The 19566-nt window shown below is 35.0% G+C and carries 19 protein-coding genes; 5 read left to right on the top strand and 14 right to left on the bottom strand.

All coding sequences use genetic code 11. The annotated features are described in order from the left end of the window. Positions 1-4: 4 nt before the first annotated feature. On the top strand, positions 5-1375 hold the full coding sequence (locus SB773_RS11890) for a sensor histidine kinase (protein WP_410590070.1): 1371 nt from the start codon (positions 5-7) through the stop codon (positions 1373-1375). Positions 1376-1413: 38 nt separating this feature from the next. Here SB773_RS11890 and SB773_RS11885 read toward each other — a convergent pair whose 3' ends face one another. Next, entirely contained in the window at positions 1414-1938 is a 525-nt protein-coding gene (locus tag SB773_RS11885; protein WP_410590068.1) for a dihydrofolate reductase family protein, read from the bottom strand. Positions 1939-2003: 65 nt separating this feature from the next. On the opposite strand from SB773_RS11885, the gene SB773_RS11880 reads away from it, so the two are divergent. After that, positions 2004-2999, top strand: a complete 996-nt coding sequence (locus SB773_RS11880) for a helix-turn-helix transcriptional regulator (RefSeq protein WP_410590066.1) — start codon at positions 2004-2006, stop codon at positions 2997-2999. Between the two features lie 31 nt (positions 3000-3030). Here SB773_RS11880 and SB773_RS11875 read toward each other — a convergent pair whose 3' ends face one another. The 12 genes from SB773_RS11875 to SB773_RS11820 all read right to left on the bottom strand — a co-directional run bounded on the left by SB773_RS11875 (position 3031) and on the right by SB773_RS11820 (position 14027). After that, positions 3031-4464 carry a DUF4367 domain-containing protein gene (locus SB773_RS11875; protein ID WP_410590064.1) on the bottom strand — a complete coding sequence of 478 codons (1434 nt, stop codon included), beginning with the start codon at positions 4462-4464 and terminating at the stop codon, positions 3031-3033. After that, positions 4430-4987 carry an RNA polymerase sigma factor gene (locus SB773_RS11870; protein ID WP_410590062.1) on the bottom strand — a complete coding sequence of 186 codons (558 nt, stop codon included), beginning with the start codon at positions 4985-4987 and terminating at the stop codon, positions 4430-4432. Before SB773_RS11870 ends, SB773_RS11875 begins: the two co-directional genes overlap by 35 nt. Before the next feature lie 179 nt (positions 4988-5166). After that, positions 5167-5601: an HIT family protein gene (locus tag SB773_RS11865; protein WP_410590060.1), complete on the bottom strand. Its 435-nt coding sequence runs from the start codon at positions 5599-5601 to the stop codon at positions 5167-5169. 62 nt (positions 5602-5663) lie between these two features. Then, positions 5664-6041, bottom strand: coding sequence for an OsmC family protein (locus SB773_RS11860; RefSeq protein WP_044444486.1), 378 nt, complete (start codon positions 6039-6041; stop codon positions 5664-5666). Continuing rightward, positions 6025-7443 (bottom strand): amino acid permease, encoded by a 1419-nt coding sequence (locus tag SB773_RS11855; RefSeq protein ID WP_002029755.1) that lies wholly within the window; start codon positions 7441-7443, stop codon positions 6025-6027. The genes SB773_RS11860 and SB773_RS11855 overlap by 17 nt, the downstream gene beginning before the upstream one ends. A 204-nt stretch (positions 7444-7647) precedes the next feature. Then, positions 7648-8292 (bottom strand): amino acid ABC transporter permease, encoded by a 645-nt coding sequence (locus tag SB773_RS11850; RefSeq protein ID WP_002188305.1) that lies wholly within the window; start codon positions 8290-8292, stop codon positions 7648-7650. Beyond that, entirely contained in the window at positions 8293-8949 is a 657-nt protein-coding gene (locus SB773_RS11845) for an amino acid ABC transporter permease (protein ID WP_002188304.1), read from the bottom strand. Between the two features lie 62 nt (positions 8950-9011). Then, positions 9012-9842, bottom strand: coding sequence for a glutamine ABC transporter substrate-binding protein GlnH (glnH, locus tag SB773_RS11840; protein WP_410590056.1), 831 nt, complete (start codon positions 9840-9842; stop codon positions 9012-9014). A gap of 12 nt (positions 9843-9854) precedes the next feature. Beyond that, positions 9855-10709, bottom strand: a complete 855-nt coding sequence (locus SB773_RS11835; RefSeq protein ID WP_410590054.1) for an amino acid ABC transporter ATP-binding protein — start codon at positions 10707-10709, stop codon at positions 9855-9857. A 10-nt stretch (positions 10710-10719) separates the two neighbouring features. Next, on the bottom strand, positions 10720-12180 hold the full coding sequence (locus SB773_RS11830; protein ID WP_002029764.1) for an alanine/glycine:cation symporter family protein: 1461 nt from the start codon (positions 12178-12180) through the stop codon (positions 10720-10722). A 159-nt stretch (positions 12181-12339) separates the two neighbouring features. Beyond that, the gene (locus tag SB773_RS11825) at positions 12340-13311 is read right to left on the bottom strand and encodes a phosphotransferase enzyme family protein (protein ID WP_410590051.1); all 972 of its coding nucleotides are present in this window, start codon (positions 13309-13311) and stop codon (positions 12340-12342) included. A gap of 29 nt (positions 13312-13340) precedes the next feature. Continuing rightward, a complete protein-coding gene (locus tag SB773_RS11820; RefSeq protein WP_410590049.1) occupies positions 13341-14027 on the bottom strand; it encodes a CPBP family intramembrane glutamic endopeptidase in 687 nt (228 codons plus the stop codon). Between the two features lie 150 nt (positions 14028-14177). On the opposite strand from SB773_RS11820, the gene gerKA reads away from it, so the two are divergent. The 3 genes from gerKA to SB773_RS11805 are packed head-to-tail and all read left to right on the top strand — an operon-like array spanning position 14178 to position 17872. Then, complete coding sequence (gene gerKA, locus SB773_RS11815; protein WP_410590047.1) at positions 14178-15680, top strand: spore germination protein GerKA; 1503 nt, start codon at positions 14178-14180, stop codon at positions 15678-15680. Further along, positions 15661-16767 (top strand): GerAB/ArcD/ProY family transporter, encoded by a 1107-nt coding sequence (locus SB773_RS11810; RefSeq protein WP_410590045.1) that lies wholly within the window; start codon positions 15661-15663, stop codon positions 16765-16767. Before gerKA ends, SB773_RS11810 begins: the two co-directional genes overlap by 20 nt. Then, complete coding sequence (locus SB773_RS11805; protein WP_410590043.1) at positions 16748-17872, top strand: Ger(x)C family spore germination protein; 1125 nt, start codon at positions 16748-16750, stop codon at positions 17870-17872. The genes SB773_RS11810 and SB773_RS11805 overlap by 20 nt, the downstream gene beginning before the upstream one ends. Before the next feature lie 31 nt (positions 17873-17903). Here SB773_RS11805 and treC read toward each other — a convergent pair whose 3' ends face one another. Further along, complete coding sequence (gene treC / locus SB773_RS11800) at positions 17904-19565, bottom strand: alpha,alpha-phosphotrehalase (protein ID WP_410590041.1); 1662 nt, start codon at positions 19563-19565, stop codon at positions 17904-17906. Position 19566 lies beyond the last annotated feature (1 nt).

Here is a 19566-nt window from a genome sequence, read left to right as displayed (position 1 = left end):
AACGATGAAGCGAATTTCTATTCAACTCGGATTTTATTTTCTAATTGTTACACTTTTAATCGAAAGTGTTCTATTTGTCTTGCTCTATTATAGCCTTGTAAACAATAGAGTGAATGAAGAAATGACTGCTTTATTAAAGCGTGGAAATAGTCACCGAGATGTCCTTGAAAAGTATTTTGATAGGCAAACAATCTCCCATGTTGCTTTAATGGAATCCGAAGCTGAAACAACTGTTATTATTACAAATGCAAATAAGGAAGTGCTAGCAAAATCCAATGAAATAAATACTACTATAAAAAAACATATTGAAAGAATGCAAACACGAACAGATCATGATGGAGCAATTATAGAGAATCATTGGAAAACATCTAATTATATATGTACAGTTAGCCCAATTGTAGTGGCAGGAAAAACGGAAGGCTATGTATATATGTTTCTCGGGACGGAATCAATCGAAGAAATGGTTAACGGGCTAACAAGACAATTCATTATTGCCGGAGTCATTACTTTCCTATTAACAGCTATCACCATTTTTCTATTGTCACGTTTATTAACAAAACCATTGTTACACATGAAACAAGCGACTGAAAAAATGAGTAAGGGGGATTTATCAGTTTCATTAACGACTACTCGAAATGACGAAATTGGTGAACTAGCAGACTCCATCCAAACTCTCGCAAATGATTTACATTATATGAAAACAGAGCGAAGTGAATTTCTAGCAAGTGTTGCTCACGAATTACGAACACCATTAACGTACGTAAGAGGTTATGCTGACATTGCATTAAAAGAAATTACACCTCCTGAGCAGCGTTTACGATACTTATCCATTATAAAAGACGAATCTGATTATATTACAAACTTAGTTCAAGATTTATTTTCACTCGCTCAAATGGAAAAACATAACTTTTTCATTCAAGTAAAGGAAGTGCATTTACACACCTTCCTTACTCGCATAACCGAAAAAGTAAACGCGATGTATAAGGAAAGACATATTACAGTTTCTTTCACTTGTCCTCCTTCACTGTTAGTAAACTTGGATGAACAGCGATTCGAACAAGTTGTAGTGAACATTTTAAATAACGCTTATAGGCATTCAAAAGAACATTCTCATATCAATATTTCTGTTACAGAAGAACATAAACATATTTCCATCAAAATTGAGGACGAAGGCGAAGGTATTCCCCCTGAAGACCTCCCTCACATTTTCGACCGCTTTTATCGTGTTGATAAAGCGCGCTCCAGAGCTACAGGTGGAACCGGTTTAGGACTCTCTATCGTAAAGGAAATTGTAGAACTCCACAGCGGGAATATTACTGTCACAAGTGAAGTTGATCATGGAACTTGCTTTACAATTTCATTGCCATCTATATAGAAACACGACTATCATTAATAGTCGTGTTTTCTTATCCTTTAGGACTTTACTTTATAATATAGATTTACGAATTGGCCAAAACGTTTCGTTTCCGTTAAAGTTAAATGAATTTCTGGATTTTTTTCTTTAAATAATGGAACTCCAGAACCTAATATATGGGGTGTAATCGTAACAACATATTCATCAATTAGATTATTCTTAAAAAATTCTCTCAGTAGACTCCCTCCACCGACCATCCATATTTTAGATCCTTCCTGCGATTTCAACTTTTTTGTAAACTCCACTACATCTTCATTTACAAACTCTACATGTCCGTTCGAACCTTTTTCTGAATTAGAAAACACGTAACATTTTTTATCTAAGTACGGGAATGTTTCTGTATGCTCTACTACATAATCGTACGTTCTCTTTCCCATGATTATTGTATCAATTGTCTCATACATTTCCGTATAACCGTTGTCTCCCTCTCCTTCAGTTTCCATTAACCACTGTAAATCATCATCTTCTTTCGCAATAAACCCGTCTAAGCTCGCTGCAATAAATAAAACAATTTCACGTGACATATCTTTTCCTCCCTGCGTCTCATCTTGATAAAATTAGAGTATATGCACTATACTAACCGTAAAACATGACAATTAATGTCATGTTAAAAAAGAAACGGGTGATGTATTTGTCAAAAGCAAAACGTTTGTTAGACATTCTTATATTTGCTTCTGCGAAAAAAACATTTACAGCTCAGGAGATAGCTGATGAATTTAATATTTCCGTTCGTACAGTTCATAGATACATTTTAGATTTAAGTGATATGGGGTTACCCATTTATGCTGAACAAGGTCGCAATGGAGGATATAAAGTATTAACGAATAGAGTAATTCCCCCTATTTTATTTACGGAAGAAGAAGCGGTTTCCATCTTTTTTGCTTTTCAATCTTTAAGCTACTACCGAGACTTGCCTTTTAATACAGAAATCAATTCTGTTACTCATAAACTGTATAGCTCCCTACAACATGATGCGAAAGCGAAAGTTGATAAAATACGTTCTTATATCTCTTTTTGGAATCCGAAGAGAACAATTGATACACCTCTTTTAAACGAAGTATTAACCGCGGCTATTGAAAATAAAAATTTACACTTTCAATACGAATCTAAATCAGGGATAAAAATAAAATATGTTCATCCTATCGGTGTATATGCTCATGATGGGCTATGGTACTTACCATCCTATGACTTCAGCAGCAAAAAAATATTACTGTATCGCGTTGATCGTATTCTTTCTATATTATCAACAGAAGAAAATAAAGATACGTTCATGAATTTAGAAGAATGGTTTGCCTCTAGCTCTAACGTAGTGCATATTCCTACCCAGTTACATGTTTTATTAACGACTGAAGGCGTGCGCCAATGTAAAAGCGTTCCTTACCTTGAAGAATTCGTGGTAGTAAACGAAGACGGGACAGGTTATATACATTCAACAATTGATAAAGGTGAAATTAACTTTATTACCCCTTTATTTTATAGACTTGGAAAAGATGCACGAGTTTTAGAACCGAAAGAATTAATAGATGGTTTACGTATACGTGCGAAAGAAGTTTTAAATATGTATGAAGACGAAAAAAGCTGCTAAATATAAGCAGCTTTTTGTGTATTTGTTCCTATTATTTTGACTGTTGACGAATATCAATCCACCAACGATATGACGCATTCATATTTTCAGTACTTCCATTCCCTCTGTAATGGAAAGCATCCAGGAAGATTGAATCTAGTTTATCCTCATCTACAAAATAACCTAATTTAACTTTTACCGTTTCTCCTGGTCGGATACTACCAATATTGTAAAAGCTTTTTCCCTCTCCGTGAGGTTCTAAATAATCAACTTCGCCCGTCATAATACGCGTTGCGTCCATTCCCTCTTCTTTAGCGTAGTTCCATGCATTCCCTTCAAATTTAAGCTGTTTTATGGATGGAGTCATATAGATTTCTTCTGTCATCTGTTTACCTATATTTTTCACTGTTGTTGTCAGGTAGACAAATTTAACATTAACTAATTTCGAATCTACTAATGTATCAATTGAACCTTTACCATTCCCTAATTTATATACATCCCGTCTGTACGATAGCAATTTTCCCGTCTGATCTAAAGCCTTCTTCTTGCTTAATATCCCTAGGCCAAGTTCATTAAAGTTCTCTTGTTTAAAACCTTTAATCGAATCAAAAACTTCAACTTTTTCTATCACATATTCAATTTGGCTGTTATCCATAGATATCGTTACTGGAACCTTTTGCCCTACATGAAATAGTCGTTTACTATCTTTTTTCAAAGGAATAACCTTAGTTTCTTTTGGTTCAGTTGGTTTGCTAAAACGATTTTCATCATAATCTGCTATATGTGATGCCTTTTCTTTTGAAGTAGGCTCCAGTGAAATATTCCCTAACACATCTATCATTTGTTCTTCATTTACATCGGATCCGATATGGCTTTCTAACATAATCCCTTCTTTCTCAAAAAAGAGAAAGACCTTCCTATCAAACATTACATTGTTGTTTCCAGTTTCTTTATGAACAATTACTGCTTTCTTGCCACTTATCTCTTTTTCTTCATAGCTTTTTGAGTATAAAGTTTGAAAGTCCGCATTTTCCCCTACTCTCCAAAGACTAAATGAAAAGCCTCCATTTGCGTCGTTACCTTTAAATGAATATTTCATAGCAGAGTCATCAATTGCCTCCATATTTTCTGGTAATTTACCAACTTTCAACTTATACCACTTATCAGCCTTTTTCGAGTCCTTATTTGTTACTGAAACATTTACTTCGTAATTTTGTTTTTGAACAATCATATTGTAGACTTTTACTGCTCCAAAAACGGTTGTCGGCATGCCGATCAATAAGCACGCAGCAGCGATTAACATACGATGTCTTTTTCGCTTTTTCTGTGGTTTTCCATCTTTCAGCTTCATTTCCTCCATAAACAATTTCTTTTTGCGCGTATATGTATGTGAGAATTCATGTTGTTCATCCAGTTTATCAAAATCATCTAAAGCAATTTTTTCAGCAAGTTCATATATTTCTTTGGAGTTCTTTGAATTCGTCATGTTGTATACCTCCTATAATACTTTGTACTCGTTTTCGAGCGCGCTCAAATTGCTTGCGGACATTAGCCTCTGTTATCCCCATTACACTTGAAATTTCTTGATACGTTAAGTTATAGAAGACTTTGTACTTAAACACTTTTCTGTTAGATTCATTTAGCTCTTTTAGCAATGTATCAATCTGAACCTCAGACATTATACGTTTTTCCCACTCTTCAATATTTTCATCTACTACCTCTGTTGATTCTCGTTGATATTCTTCTAAAAATGTTTCATGTCGTTTATTTTTCCGGTAGCTATCAATCGCTTTGTTTTTCGCAATCCTCAAAATATACCGGTTAAGCTCTTCAGTGTTCAAACTATGAAGCTTTTCCAAATTTTTATAAAGAGTAATAAACGTCTCTTGAACTGCATCTTCAGCCTGCTCAATATTATTTAAAATAGAATAAGCTACATAATAAATTTTTTGTTCATACAACTCGTATAGCTCTTCCATCTTTTCGTAATCTTTGTTTGTAACTTTCATATAATTCCTCCTCTCATTCTATATAACGAATGAGCGATATACTTTGTGACACTGCAGAATTCTTTAATAAAGAAAATTGAATAATAGAATAAAGAAAAGCCCAATTTCTCTATTTTAACTGAGAAATTGGGCTTTTTAATATTAGAATTTTCCTGACTGTCCCCTTAAGAAAACCCCTCTTACGCCTTTTCGCTATGTATTATTTTCTCAATTGCTTCTTTTAATAAATTCTTTGTCTCTTCAAAGTTATGATTCTGCTGTTCTCCTGGCTGCACCGTATAAAACTCAGCAAACGAACGCTCTTTATATCTCGGCACAACATGCATGTGATAATGAGTTAACTCGTTAAAGATTCCACCATTTTGACAAATTGTAACTCCGTCTGGTTTATATAATAACTTAATAGCCTTTGAAATAAGCTTAGAAGCATCCATAATCGCTTTTGCTACACAATCATCTAATTCGTCCACTTCTACAACATGTTGCTTTGGCACAATTAAAGTATGACCTAAATAGAAAGGTTCATGATCTAAAAAACATGTTACATAGTCATCTTCATATATTTTATATATACTTTCTTCTTCGTTGGCTAATTTACATCCTAAACATTCCATCACACTTTCCCCTCTCTCTAAAACATAAAAACGTGAGAGCTATATTCTCACGCTTTTATATTTCACTTTATTAGTTCAATTGTTTCCGTAACTTTTATACTATCTTTTACCGATTGAACAATCGTGCAATTTTTCACTGCAAGTTGTAGCGCCTTGTCCAATTGCTCTTCTGTAATGTTTTGTGCTTTAATTTTATAGTGCAAATGAACACTTTCAACTGGTTTTGATAAAGCTTCACTTCTACCAATTTCCGTTTCGATTGTAAACGTATCGTATGTAATACGTTTCTTTTCTAAAATTGTTTGAAAGACAATTGCACTACATCCTGCGATAGAAGAAACGAGTAATTGTAACGGTGAATACCCATTTTCTTTTCCAATCGCTAATGGACCATACGATAAATCTGCCTCTATATCATCATGCTTAATTTTTATTTTCATACTTCGCTTCCATCTCCACTTTCATCGGCTTCTTCCGTTTCTTACTCATATAATAATATATGTAGCAGAAAATGATAAATGGAATACCACAATATAACGCCATTCTTTGTTCTGGAATAAACGCTAAACTAATAACAACGATGCTATTTGTAATTAAAGCTAAAATTGGAACAAGCGGGTATAGTGGTGTTCTATACTTTAAGTCCTCTAATTTTCCTCCACCTTTTAAATACTGACTTCTAAAGCGAAGTTGTGATAAAGCAATAATGATCCAACTTGAAACAGCCGATAAACCAGCTATAGATAATAAGTACATATATACTGTATCTTCTGCAAGGAAGCTTGTTAATAAAGATAACGCCGCTACAGCAATCGTTACGACTAACGCTGTAATCGGAATACCACGTTTATTTACTTTCTTGAAAGAAGTTGGTGCCATTCCTTCATTTGCAAGTGACCATAGTATACGCGTTGCTGCATATAACCCTGAGTTCGCTACAGATAGAAGAGCTGTAATAATAACGAAGTTCATAATATCAGCTGCATATGGAATACCGATTTTATCAAATACAACTACGAATGGGCTTTCAATTATCCCTGCTTCTTTCCAAGAAATTAACCCTACTAAAATTGTCATTGTTAAAATGAAGAATAACATAATGCGCCATACTGTATTACGAATCGCACGTGGAATTGTTTTTTCAGGATTCTGACTCTCTCCTGCTGCAATCCCGATTAACTCTGTTCCTTGGAAGGAAAAGTTAACTGTAATCATCGTAAGAAGCACTGCAGCTAGTCCATTTGGGAATAGCCCACCATCACTTACAAAGTTAGAGAAAAGAGGCGCTGCTTCTTTTCCATCGTATGGTAAGAATCCTAGTAATGCGCTACCACCAAGTAAAATGAATGCAATAATTGTAACTACTTTAATACTAGAGAACCAAAACTCTAATTCAGCATAACTCTTCGCTGATATTGCATTTGAAGCATATAAAATAACTCCGAATACGAGACACCATACCCAAACATCAACATTCGGAAACCATCTTTTCATCATTAAACCGATCGATGTTAATTCTAATCCTACTGTTACTGCCCATCCAATCCAGTATAGCCAACCGATCATAAATCCAGTTCCTGGTCCAATAAACTTCGTCGCATACTTTTGGAAAGATCCTGAAACTGGCATTGCTACCGTTAGCTCTCCAAGACAAAGCATTGTTAAATACATAATAAATCCGCCCACTAAATAGGAAAGGATGGCTCCCCCTGGTCCAGCCTGATTAATGGTGTAACCTGAACCTAAGAAAAAACCAGTCCCGATTACACCACCTAGTGCGATCATAAATAAATGTCTACTCTTCATCGTACGATGTAATTGCTCATTCGTTGTTTGCTGCATCTTAATCCTCCCCCTACAAGTACCCCTATCTCTTTTTAAAATTTTCTGATAATAAAAATATACACGAAAGCGATTACAATTTCTATATAAAATTAAAACTTTTCTGATAAAACAATATAAAAAATCGAATTATCGCGAGATTTAGATTATAATTAAAGGAAAATAAGGAGAAACAAGGAAAAACCTTTACATATATTGTAAAGGTTAACGGATTTCTAATCTTCTCGATAAAATTGATAAACTATAATTTATGATAAAGTACATACAAGCTACTACTATAAACGTTGGAATCATATAATTCACATTCTGTCCGCTAATAATTTGAGCATTATGCATAAGCTCTGGCAGTGATATAACAACTGCTAATGATGTATCTTTCAGCAATGAAATAAACTGACTAACAAGCGGCGGGACCATTCTTCTTAATGCTTGTGGTAAAATAATGTGCCAAAGCGCTTGAACATACGTTAATCCTGAAGATCTTGCAGCCTCAATCTGTCCTTTTTCAATCGATAATAAACCACTTCGAACAATTTCAGATATCATTGCTGCTTCAAATATTGTTAAAGCAACAATTACAGCTGTTATAATTTCTAACTTCAATCCCGCTTCTGGAAGTGCAAAATATGTGAAAAATATAATTAATAGTAGTGGTAAGTTTCGAATTACTTCAACGACAATTCCTAATATTTGTGAGACGACAGGTATTTTCATGTAGCGCAATATCCCTATTACACTACCAATAATAAAGCTAAGTACAATTGCTACGAGCGCTACCTCTAGCGTTATAAGTAATCCTTTTAATAAAAACAGAATATGATCTCCTGTAATTGCTCCCTTAAAATCCATTTACACCGCCTCCTTTGCTAAGCGTTTTTCTAAATAACGCACTAGCATACTGAGCGGAATTGTTAATATTAAATAAAACATCCCGACAAATATATAGACGTCGAACGTAACCAATGTCTTCGTTGAAATTAAGTCTCCTTGATACATTAAATCCGTACCAGCGATAATTCCGAGTATGGAAGAGTTTTTTACTAAATTGAGAAATTGATTTCCTAGAGGAGGGATTACGATTTTCATCGCTTGAGGTAAAACGACATGGTACATTGCTTGCGTATACGTCAATCCTGAGGAACGTGCTGCTTCCATCTGACCTTTCGCGACTGATAAAATACCAGCGCGAATAACTTCCGCAATAAACGCTGCCGTATATACGGTAAGCGTAACTGTTCCTGCTACAAACCCATTTAAAGTAATTCCTATTACAGGTAAAGCGAAATAAAATATAAATGCAATTAATACGAGTGGAATATTTCTTACAAACTCAACAAAAGCTGATCCTATCCAATTTAAAATACGAATCGGTGCAATACGCATTACAGCCAAAATTACTCCCAAGATAAAGCTTCCAATTAATGCAATTACACTAGACATCACTGTATATTTAAATCCTTCTACATACATATCAATATTATTCGTTAATATAGAAAAATCAGGCACATATTCTCCCCTCTTTCTTTACAAGAAGAGGATGAGTACTCTCATCCTCTCACTTTTACTATCTACTTCTCTGGTTTTTGTCCAATCCATTTCTCATACAATTTATCGTATTCCCCATTCGCTTTCATATCTTTTAGTAAGCTATTAATCTCTTTCGTCAAATCATCTGCACCTTTTTGCACTGCAATTCCGTACGGTTCATCCGTAAAAATTTTCCCTACAACTTCATAATTTGAATCTTGTTTTGCCATGCCGTAAAGAATTGCATTATCTGTCGTTAAAACATCGCCTTTCCCCGCTTTTAACGCCGTAAATGCCTCACTGTAATTTTCAAATTCTAATACAGTCGCTTCTGGTGACTTTTGACGAATATTATTTGTAGACGTTGAACCTTTTACAGCTAACACTTTCACACCCTTTTTCACATCAGCAATACTTTTAATATCGCTCCCTTTTTTCACAAGTAACGATTGCCCCGCTTTAAAATATACATCTGAAAAATCCACTTCTTTTTTACGTTCTTCTGTAATTGTCATTGTTGCGATAATTGCATCAATATCACCGTTTTTCAATAGTGGAATACGCGTTTTAGATGTTACTTCTTTTAATTCTAGTTTCTTTTCATCTCCGAGAATTTTTTTCGCAAGCGCCTTTGCAACATCAACATCGAATCCTTCTACTTGCCCTGTTGAAGGGTTTTTCAATCCGAATAAGTTCGTATCATTCTTCACTCCAACTACTAATTTCCCGCGCTTCTTAATTTGCTCCACAGCCCCGCCTTGCTTCGTATTCGTTTCTTTCGCCTCATCTTTTTTACTTCCGCACCCGGCAACGACAATTACGAATAAACATGAAAATACGATTAACGTAAACAACTTTTTCATTTTAAGCATGAAATTCCTCCTTTAATGGTTTAACACTCGGCTTAAAAATAGACGCGCTCTTTCTTGTTCAGGACTTGCAAAAAATTGCGCCGGTGTTGTATCCTCAATGATTTGGCCATCATCCATAAATAAAATCCGATCGGCTACCTCCCGCGCGAATCCCATCTCATGCGTGACAACAACCATCGTCATCCCTTCTTTAGCTAGCGTTTTCATAACATCAAGTACTTCCCCGATCATCTCTGGATCAAGAGCAGACGTAGGCTCATCGAATAGCATAATTTCCGGCTGCATTGCCAGTCCCCTAGCAATAGCTACCCTTTGCTGTTGACCTCCGGATAATTGATGAGGATATACACCTGCCTTCTCCGGGATTCCTACTTTCTCTAAATAAACCATCGCTGTTTTTTCTGCTTCTTCTTTTGAAGTTTTATTTACTTTAATTGGTGCTAGTGTAATATTTTGCAGAACTGTTTTATGTGGGTATAAGTAAAAATGCTGGAAGACCATACCAATATTTCGGCGTAATTCATTCATATCTGTTTTTTTATTGTGTACGTCTGTATTTTGTACGATTAATTCTCCATCGGTAATCGCCTCTAACTGATTTATACACCGAAGCAATGTACTTTTTCCTGATCCTGAAGGACCAACAACTACTACCACTTCACCTTTTTTCACTTGCATATTAATATTTTTCAAAACTTGGAAGTTACCATAATATTTATTTACATTACGAAACTCTATCACCATACTCCCTCCTCCCCTAAACAAAGCATGTACATTCTTTTTATATTCAAAAATAGGCAAAAAAATAACTTTCATCTTCATTTTGTCCATAAAAAAGAGCAAAGGGATTTCCCTTTGCTCCTTCATTTCTATTCTCTTAAGATACTTCTTCTTTCTTGTCTTTCCCGTATTCATGCTCCCAGAAATCAGCATTTTTAATTCCTAATTTCTGCGGATCGAACACTGGATCTTTTCCTTCTTTTTTCTGCTTTTCATAATCCTTTAATGCGATCAATGCCGGTTTTTGTAATAATAGAATCGCAATAATGTTAACCCATGCCATAATTCCTACACCAATATCTCCTAAAGCCCATGCTGTTTCTGCTGTTTTTACACAACCGTAGAATACAACTCCTAAGAATACAAACTTTAGTACGATAGACATCCAAGGACGGTCTTTATCACGATTTAAGTAAGCTATATTCGTTTCTGCAATGTAGTAATAAGCCATAATTGTTGTAAATGCGAAGAATAGTAAAGAGATTGCTACGAAACCGTTTCCAAATCCAGGGAAAACAGATTCTACTGCTGCCTGTGTATAACCAGGACCTGGCTGTGCACCATTTAATTTATTGACGATAAAGTTTTTTCCGCTTGCATCAAATACGTTATACATGCCTGTAATAATCATCATAAATGCTGTTGCTGAACAAACAAATAATGTATCAATGTAAACGGAAAATGCTTGTACTAACCCTTGTTTAGCTGGATGCGATACTTCAGCAGCTGCTGCTGCATGGGCCCCAGTTCCTTGCCCTGCTTCGTTTGAATAAATACCACGTTTTACACCCCAAGAAATTGCTAAACCAATAATCCCGCCAAAAGCTGCTTCTAATGCAAATGCACTTTTTAAAATTAACATGAAAGCGTCTGGTAATTTTTCAATATTCATACCTACAATTACACAAGCTACTAAAATATAGCCAAGCGCCATAAACGGTACTACAACTTGCGCTACGTTAACAATTCGCTTAACTCCACCAAAAATAATAAGTGCTAATGCCGCTACTAATACCGCCCCTGATACAGAAGTATTAATACCAAAAGCTGTTTCTAGACTTACAGCAATACTATTCGCTTGAACACCTGGAAGCAGCATTCCTGTTGCAAGAATTGTCGCTGCGACGAACACTAATGCGTACCATTTAACACCTAGTCCTTTTTCAATGTAATAAGCCGGACCACCGCGGAATTGCCCTTGATGCTTCGTCTTATATATTTGTGCAAGCGTCGATTCTACATATGCAGAACCAGCTCCTAGAAAGGCTACCGCCCACATCCAAAATACAGCGCCTGGACCACCAAAGGCAACAGCCGTTGCAACACCGGCAATATTTCCGGTTCCAACGCGCCCTGATAACGAAAGTGCTAACGCTTGGAACGAAGAAACACCCGCATCAGACTTTTCTCCCTTAAATGTAAGCTTCACCATTTCTCCTACATGTCTTACTTGTAAAAACCTCGTTCGAATGGAAAAATATAAGCCTACTCCTAAACATAAATAGACAAGTGCGGGACTCCAAACAATATTATTTATCCAACTTACGATAGCTTCCAACTTTCCCCCTCCTTCTTTATAAAGAATATTCAGAATATATATAAAATTATAAGTGTATACCGAATCTATAACAATATTATTTTAATAAAACAAACATATTTTTGTATAAAAAAACAAAGTATACATTTATTTTGTATACTTTGTTTCGATATGAATGTATTATATATTCACAATTGCCTCTTGCTTTATAATTCTTTCATACAACTCATCTGATAACTTTTGAAAATCCTCTGGCATATCTTTCCCCTTAAATTTCTTTTGAAGCGTACCGTATAGGCCTATATCACGTAACCGTAAAAATAACGGTAACGATTCATACCAACTATCCGCCAGTCTGTGCTCATATTCATAACCTTTTCGTAACACTTGTAACTGTTTGCAAACAAATTCTTTCCTCTCTTCTGTAGTCCACGGTGTAAATAGAACAGAGTAATAGAGAACCATTGCTAAATCATGTATAAAGTAATTATAAGCTGCATCATCAAAATCAAAGATTGTTAGTTCTTTACCATCATAATGAAAGTTACCTGGATGAATATCACCATGCATAAGACCGAATGTTTCTCTTTCAATTGGAAGAGACTTTATTTCATCCATTAATACAGAACCAATCTCTTTCACCTTCGCATCTTCTAATCCGCTAACAATGCTACTTTCATCCTCTTCCCACGTATCACGGTAGTCTGTTTTAGGATAATCCATTGTGAGGCGATGCAGTTGTCCAATCGCTTTTCCCCAAGCTTCAAAGAAAGCATCTCCCCAATAAGCCGATTCTTCTCCTTTTACTTGCTCACCTTTTGCATATGTAAATAAAGACGCAAAAAAGAAAGTACCATCTTCCGCTCCGATTTCTTCTACAAGATTTTGAGATATTGAATTAAGAGGTCCCGCCACTTTCGCCCCATGCTCCGCAACATACCGTAAAAAATCTAGTTCGGCCTCTACCTCTTTTTTAGAACGATGAGAAGAATGAGTTAAGCGTAATACGTAATCTTCATTATTTTTACCCTTCCCCTTAAAAATATAATTTTCAAAATCACCAAGTGGCTTTTCTTCTACTTTCACATTAAATATCTTTGCAGCTTCTGCTAAAATCTCATGTGTAAAAACTCGTTCCACAGCTATTTCCATATTTATTCCCTCCTATATGTACCCTCTAATTAATTCGACATGAATGTGAGAAGTACTGCTATGAAATTGAATAATGCGTGGGCAATCATAGCCGATAAAATAGAATTTGTTTTCTCATATAACCACGCAAATACTACTCCGCTTAAAAAATTCACCGGTAATGTGTTATATGTCGGGATATGAACAACAGTAAATATTATTGAACTTATAAGCATACCGCCCCATATACCATACCTATCACGAAAAAATGTATAAAAAACACCTCTATATAAAATCTCTTCATAGATTGGTGATATAACCGCCGCTCCAATTACCGCGATGCAAAACGAATATATTGATTTATCATCTTGGATCGTCTCCGTTTTACTATTTTCAAAAGAAGTCCCCAGTTTCTCCATTATCATTAATACACCAATACTAACTACAATCAAAGAAATAACCACTACAAATGTCCACAATAAATCTTTCCATGAAAGCTTCCGAATTCCAATATCTTTCCACGACAGTTTATATCTTTTTATGCAAAAAAGATAAACTACAAACGTAAATATCACTGCCATTATAAGTCCCATTAATACTCCAGCATATAATGAGTTCCCTAGTATTTTTAAAGTATAATCATAAAAAAGAGATTCAATCATTACTGGTACAATCAGAAATACGAAAACAAATAAATATAAAATTTCTTTCCATCCCCACATACATTTTAAAGTCATCTACACCATCCCCCTATATCCTATTTTCTTTAGTATAAAAGATGACGTAACGTAACTTTCAAGCTACTTTTTTAAAAAGAATATAAGCATAATTTTTTCATAAAAAGCAAAAATTAACAGTGATAATTCAATTCTAAAAGGGTGGGCCTTATGACAGAGCAAAGCAATAACGAGCAAAAAAATAAAACGAAGCATATGTTTCCATCACTTTTGGAAAATGTTAATTACATTGAAAATAAGCTCTGCCATTCTGATGATATAAAAAAATTAGATGTTCCTTTTCAAAATGGAAAAGGAACAATCTTATATATCGAATCTTTAGCCGACCCAAATTTAATTCATCAATTAGCTCTTGAACCATTATTAACTCGATCTGATTTGTCTTTAGAAAAAGCTTTTTCTACATTGAATATGAAAAAAGAAACAAATTTAAATTATGGTGTGCAACTTTTATTACAAGGTAAATCTTTATATTTCCATGAGCATGTCGAGAGCTTTTGTATTTTTGAAACGGCTTTATCTTTAAAAAGAGATATAACAGAGCCTGATAATGAAGGGGTTGTACGTGGATCACATTCTGGTTTTGTTGAAGATTTAGTTACGAATTTAGCTTCCGTACGGAAACTAATTAAGAGTCCAAATTTAGTCGTTAAATATTTTATCCTTGGTGAAGAGATGCACACGAAAATAGCAATTGTTTATATGCAAAATATAGCTAATGATGATCTCGTCACAGAAGTAAAAAGAAGATTAGAAACGATTAAGACCGATGCACTAATGCCACCAGGTTACATACAAGAATTTATAGAAGACACTTCTTTCTCACCATTTCCGCAACAATTAAATACAGAAAGACCTGATAGAACTGTCGCTAACTTAATGGAAGGACGCGTTGCTATTTTATCTGACGGAGACCCAACTACCCTTATTGTTCCCGTTACACTATTTGCTTTTTATCAATCACCAGATGATTATAATAACCGCTGGATTGTCGGTTCTTTCGTACGAATGATTCGCTTAGTAAGTTTCTTAATCGCTTTTCTCCTACCAGCTATATATATCGCAACCGTCGCCTTTCATCCTGATGTATTACCACTCGAACTCGTTTATACAATTAAAGCTTCATTAGAAAAGGTACCACTCCCTCCGATCTTTGAGGCACTCTTAATGGAATTAATCTTCGAATTATTAAGAGAAGCTGGTATTCGTCTGCCGAGCCGAGTTGGACAAACAATCGGTATCGTAGGAGGTTTAGTTATTGGTGATGCGATTGTAAAGGCTGGACTTGTCTCTTATACAATGATTATCGTTGTAGCTTTAACTGCAATTGCGTCTTTTCTCGTTCCATCAAATGATATGAGTTCAGCCGTTCGAATTCTCCGGTTTCCATTAATGATTTTAGCTGCTCTATTTGGATATGTTGGAATTTCTTTCGGTTTAATTATTACTTTCGTCCACTTATGTCAGCTGCATTCTTTCCATACGCCATACCTTTCTCCTATTGCGCCCATGCGAATAAAAGACATGAAAGATTCTTTTGTAAGACTTCCTATTTGGTCATTTGGGGAACGCCCACATGATCCAAAGCCGAAAAAAATGCAAAGACAACATGTAACGAGAGAGGATGAGAACGGTGACAAACACGCAAAATAAAATTTCGCTTGTTCAATTTACCTTTTTCGTTATTCAATGCCAAATCGGAGTTGGTATACTTTCTTTACCAAACCGTCTTCACCCCATTGCCAAAGGCGGTGGGTGGATTTCTGCTCTCATCGCTGGTCTTGCAATTCAACTTATTATTTCACTGATGTGGCTTTTACTAAAGAGGTTTCCCGATAAAAATATATATGAAATTGTTTGTACAATGTTCGGAAATAAGCTCGGGAAACTATTCGGTTTTTCTTATATTATCTATTTTATCATCATCGGAATGACGGTTATGTTAAACGCTTGTAATGTCATTAAAGTATGGATTTTACAAGCAACGCCTTGGTCTGCACTTTTAATTTTATTTACTGTTACATGTTCTTATTTAGCTTATAACACATTCAAAGTCATTGTACGATTTTACGTCATGGCCTCTATTCTTATTATTCCGATGGCCTTCTTAATTGCTCTCGGATTAACACGTGCTGATTTTTCATATATTTTCCCGCTTACAGAAGCAGGATGGTGGAATATTATCCAAGCATCCAAAGAGACTATTACAGCAATGTATGGCTTTGAAATTATTCTTATTGCTTATCCATATGTAAAAGGTAAACCAGCAGCAAAACTGAAAGCAATTTCTATTGCTAACGGATTAGTAACACTATTTTATGCTTTTACAGTTTTGATTTGTTTTATCGTATTTAGTCCGAAACAAGTGGAACTTATCCCTGAACCAGTTGCTTATTTGCTGCGCTCTCTTCATATCGGAATTGTAGACCGAACTGACTTAATTTTCATTCCAATATGGATGATAACCGTTGTAGCTTCTATCGCTAGTTATTATTGTGCAGCTTCAATAGGAATCGGTCATATATTCAATATAGCTAATCATAAGAAAGCTGTTCCAATTGTTGGTCTCATCTCCTTTTTTGTTGCAATATTTATAGACACACCAGAACAACTAAAAATGCTTGCGAATTTCACAGATAAATTCACTTATATTTTCATTGTCGTTCTTCCTTTTTTATTTCTCCTTTATTCCTTATTAAGAACTAAGAAAGGAGAAAATTATGTCCAAAAGAATAGCTAAACTGTGTACAGTACTATGCTTTAGCCTACTCCTTTCCGGTTGTTGGGACCAAGAACCATTAAGAGAAGCTAGATTAGCCTATAGTCTCGGGTTTGACATTATAGAAAATAATAAACTACAGCAAACCATTGAACTCGTAAAAAGCTCGAGTGGTGAACAATCTTCATTCGAAAATGAAGTGCATTCAGCAACTGGCTATAACGTGCGTGACACAAGTGATTCTTTGAGAAAAAATGTAACAGGTAACATTCGTTATTTTAAATATGGAATAGAGCTATTAGGAACTACAATTCAGAAGAAAGGAATACTTTCCTATTTAGATGTTGGATTTAGAGATCCATCAAATCCAACCGCATTAGTAAAACTTATTTCAGTAGATGGTGGCACATCCGAGATACTCAACAAAAAGAAAGTAGGGAATTTACTGATTGGAGATTTTCTAAAGAAAAAAATTAAAAGCCTAGAGGATATGAGTGTGTTTCCAGAAGAAACTTTAGAAACAGCTGCTACAAAAATGTTAGATCCGGGCAAAGACTTCACCCTCCCGTCTATAAAGCTAAAAGGAAAAGAAGTTGTAACCAATGGAATAGCTTTATTTAATAAAGACAAATTAACTGGACATTTACCTTTAAGACAGTCGGTTCTCTTCGTATTATTAACTGGAAAAATGGGAACAAGTGCCCGTATAACCCAAAAACTTACTAGCAATGAATCAGAGACGACATCTGATTATTTAACAATGGAAGTGAGTAATAGGAAATTAAAACGAGACTTAAAAATAACAACGGATAAAAAAGGAAATGTTTATGCTAACATTAAGCTCCAACTAAAAGTTATAGCACTTGAAGCCCCAAGGGATAATCTTTATAAAATGGGTGAAAGAAAAAATCTAAATAAAGAATTATCGAAACAACTTACGAAGGAAGCTAAACAAATAACGAAAAAGCTACAAAAAGCAAATTGTGATGCTTTCGGGATTGGTAGACATCTTATCGCTTATCATCCTGAATTATGGAAGAAAAAAAATTGGAATAAAGATTATGCAAAAGTGAAATTTAAGCCCGAAGTTGAAGTAAGTATTTTATATAGTGGTGTCTTAAAATAAAAAGGTTGGACGCCCGCCGGCATCCAACCTTTTATTTCATATAACGATATACAATTGACTCATACGGTCTTAAGTTAAGATTGGTAATATCTTTACTTGAATCTTTGTAATTTGATAATAATACTTCTTGTTTCATTCCATCCAATTGAACATTCACTGGTGCAGAATACGTTATTTCTTCTCCGTAGAAGTTATTGATAACAAGTAATACTTCATTATTTACAGTACGTGTATACGCCCAAATGCTAGGATGATTTCCATCTAAAATAGCATATTTCCCTTCTGTAAGGACATCGTATTTTTTTCTAAGTTCAATTAGCTTTTTATAATGATAAAATACAGATTCTCTATCTTCTAATGCCTTCTCTACGTTTATTTCTTTAAAGTTTTCAGCCACAGAAATCCAAGGTGTACTTGTTGTAAAACCACTATTCACCTCTTCATTCCACTGCATCGGAGTACGGGAATTGTCACGAGATTTTTGTTTTAAAATCCCGATAATCTCTTTTTTTGATAATCCTTCTTCTAGCTTTATATCATATATATTTAACGATTCTACATCACGATATTGCTCGATGGACTCGAATTTAGGATTCGTCATACCGATTTCTTCACCTTGGTAAATGTAAGGCGTTCCTTGCAACATATGCATAGCTGTCGCTAACATTTTCGCAGATTCATTTCGGTACTTCTCATCATCACCAAACCGTGAAACGATACGAGGCTGGTCGTGATTACACCAGAATAACGCATTCCATCCTCCGCCCTTTTGCATTTCAATTTGCCAGTTAGACATAATTTCTTTTAATTTAATGAAATCAAACTCCGCTTGCGTCCACTTATCACCATTCGGATAATCTACTTTTAAATGATGAAAACTAAACGTCATACTTAGTTCATTACGCTCAGGATTCGAATATTTAATACAATTATCAATTGTCGTAGATGACATTTCTCCAACTGTAATTACATCTTTCCCCTCAAAAACATTTTGGTTCATCTCTTGTAAATATTCATGGATGCGTGGACCATCCGTATAATATTTACGCCCATCACTTGTAGAGGTGCTTCCTTCGTCACTTAAAAACCTCTGATCCTTTGAAATTAAATTAATAACATCAAGGCGGAACCCTTTTACACCTTTATTTAGCCAAAAGCGCATCATATCGTACACTTCTTCACGAAGCTTTTCATTTTCCCAATTTAAATCTGCTTGTGTCTCGTCAAATAGATGTAAAAAATATTGACCTGTCTTTTCATCATATTTCCAAGCAGATCCACCAAACTTAGACTGCCAGTTATTTTTTTCATCACGCCAAATATAATACTCACGATACGGACTATTTTTGTCTTTGCTCGCCTCTTTAAACCATTTATGCTCCGTCGAACTATGATTTACAACGATATCCAGCATAATTTCAATGTCACGTGCTTTCGCTTCTTCTAAAAGTTCTTCAAACTCTTCCATCGTTCCGTAAGATGAATCAACGCTGTAATAATCACTTACATCGTATCCATTATCATTTTGTGGCGATTGGTATATCGGTGTTAACCAAATATAATCCACTCCGAGTTCTTTTAAATAATCTAGTTTCTCTGTAACACCTTTTATATCACCGGTTTCTTTATTGTAATAACTATTAAAGCTCTTCGGATAAATTTGATAGACTACACTTTTATGCCAATCCTTCATG

This window comes from Bacillus sp. SIMBA_074, from assembly GCF_046534555.1.
In the GTDB taxonomy this organism is placed as follows: domain Bacteria; phylum Bacillota; class Bacilli; order Bacillales; family Bacillaceae_G; genus Bacillus_A; species Bacillus_A mycoides.
Note: the sequence above shows the minus strand (reverse complement) of the source record. Positions and strands in the feature narration are given on the sequence as shown.